Genomic DNA, 255 nt, shown 5'->3' on the forward strand with positions numbered 1-255 from the left:
TTGTGATTCATTGGGACATGTTGAAGAAACCTGCCCCCACCCAGACGGCTCTTGAGATGGTGACGCTCGACAGTCTGGTGCCGAAGGATCACCTGCTGCGCAAGATCGACGCGGTGATCGACTTTTCCTTCATCCATGATCGTGTTGCGGGGCTTTATTGCGCCGACAACGGCCGCCCGCCGCTCGATCCGACCTTGATGTTCAAGGCGCTGTTCATTGGCTACCTGTTCGGCATCCGCTCGGAGCGTCAGTTGG

1 protein-coding gene is annotated in these 255 nt (G+C 57.6%); it reads left to right on the plus strand.

Translation table 11 applies throughout. The features are described from left to right. Positions 1-17: 17 nt before the first annotated feature. On the plus strand, positions 18-255 hold a 238-nt coding region (locus IB248_RS31220; protein WP_192240801.1), incomplete at its 3' end, for a transposase.

Source organism: Rhizobium sp. RHZ01, from assembly GCF_014851595.1.
Lineage (GTDB): Bacteria > Pseudomonadota > Alphaproteobacteria > Rhizobiales > Rhizobiaceae > Rhizobium > Rhizobium altiplani.